Origin of the sequence: Mesorhizobium sp. M7D.F.Ca.US.004.03.1.1 (assembly GCF_003998635.1) — a bacterium.
GTDB classification, from domain to species: domain Bacteria; phylum Pseudomonadota; class Alphaproteobacteria; order Rhizobiales; family Rhizobiaceae; genus Mesorhizobium; species Mesorhizobium loti.
The window spans coordinates 1-1,151 of the sequence record NZ_RZQG01001352.1 but is presented as its reverse complement, the minus strand read 5'-3'; the positions used below and the strand labels follow the sequence as shown (position 1 = coordinate 1,151).

Annotated in this window: 3 protein-coding genes; all 3 read right to left on the bottom strand. The window is 51.1% G+C overall.

The window, feature by feature from the left end; translation table 11 throughout:
- Positions 1-289, bottom strand: a 289-nt coding sequence (locus EN935_RS37020) for an ABC transporter permease subunit (RefSeq protein WP_164771734.1), incomplete at its 3' end; no start/stop codon positions are given.
- Positions 286-990, bottom strand: a complete 705-nt coding sequence (locus tag EN935_RS37015) for an ABC transporter permease subunit (RefSeq protein ID WP_127374292.1) — start codon at positions 988-990, stop codon at positions 286-288. The genes EN935_RS37020 and EN935_RS37015, both read right to left, overlap by 4 nt.
- Before the next feature lie 38 nt (positions 991-1,028).
- Positions 1,029-1,151 (bottom strand): transporter substrate-binding domain-containing protein (locus EN935_RS37010; RefSeq protein WP_127374291.1); only part of this gene is annotated, 123 nt, incomplete at its 5' end.

The following is a 1,151-nucleotide window of genomic DNA, read 5'->3' as shown; positions in this document are numbered from 1 at the left end:
TGAACGTACTGCGCAATCCGGGTATGTGAGCCATCACCGCGCCTAGTCCGAAATACGCCATATATATTTGAATAAGAAGCGGCGTACCGCGTATGAGCGCAATGAAGCCCGTCGAACTCCAAACCAAAAAAGTTCGGTTGGAATGACGAAGGATAACCAAAAAGATCGCGACCGCGATGCCAAGGAGGCTCGAGGTGATCCATAGCAATATGGTTATGCGCGCGCCCCCCAAAAGTCGTGGGATCATCGCAACAAAGAAATCCAGCGAGAAGGCGAATGGTGATGTCACGCCCACCTACGCGAAAGTCGTCGTTCCAAAGTGTTAAAGGCGCCAATCGAGGCCAGGCCTAAGATGAAAAAGATCGCCGCCGTGACAGCAAAATAGGAAAGATAGAACTTCGTACTGACGGCCGCGAGCTTGCCTACAGTGATGAGTTCGCGCATGCCCACCAAGCTTACAAGCGCACTGTCTTTCAAAATACCTTGCCAAAGATTGCCCATGCCGGCAAGGCAGCGCTTGAAAACGATCGGCGCGATGATGAGACCACGCGTTTGTCGCTTCGACAAACCAAGCGCCGAAGCAGCCTCCAACAAGCCCTTTGGTACCGTCGAGTGAGCGCTGCGAAGTATCTCCGTTGCATAGGCACCTTGAACGCAGCCGAGCGCGATCACTGCTGCCGCAAATCCGGAGAGTTCGAAATTGTCACTGATGCCTAGGTCACGCACCGTATTGGTTATAAGGTTCGAACCGGTGTAAAATAGAAGGATAATTAGAAGCAGCTCCGGAAGCGAGCGGAAGACGGTCGTATAAAGGTCTCCAGCGATCCTTAACGCCATAACTTCGCTTGTCTTACTCCACAGGCCCAGAACTCCAAGTGCAATTCCGATACAATATGACGCGATAGAGATCTGTATCGTCATCCAAGTGCCGGCAATGAAAGCTTCAGCCCAACCTTCGCTCCAGGATTGAATTTGTACTGCAGCCATCATTGGCGTTTTCGATAAGTGTTGCGACCGCTTCTGTTCGATCAATCCTTAAGGGGATCAAAGCTGACGTATTTGGCCGCGATTTTATGATAGGTTCCGTCCGCAATGAGCTTTCTAAGAGCCCCATTTAGACGATTCAGGAGATCAGTGTCTGACTTCCTTAC

Excerpts from the sequence above, each read along its gene's own strand:
- EN935_RS37015 (WP_127374292.1), bottom strand. The coding sequence starts at position 990 with ATGATGGCTGCAGTACAAATTCAATCCTGGAGCGAAGGTTGGGCTGAA.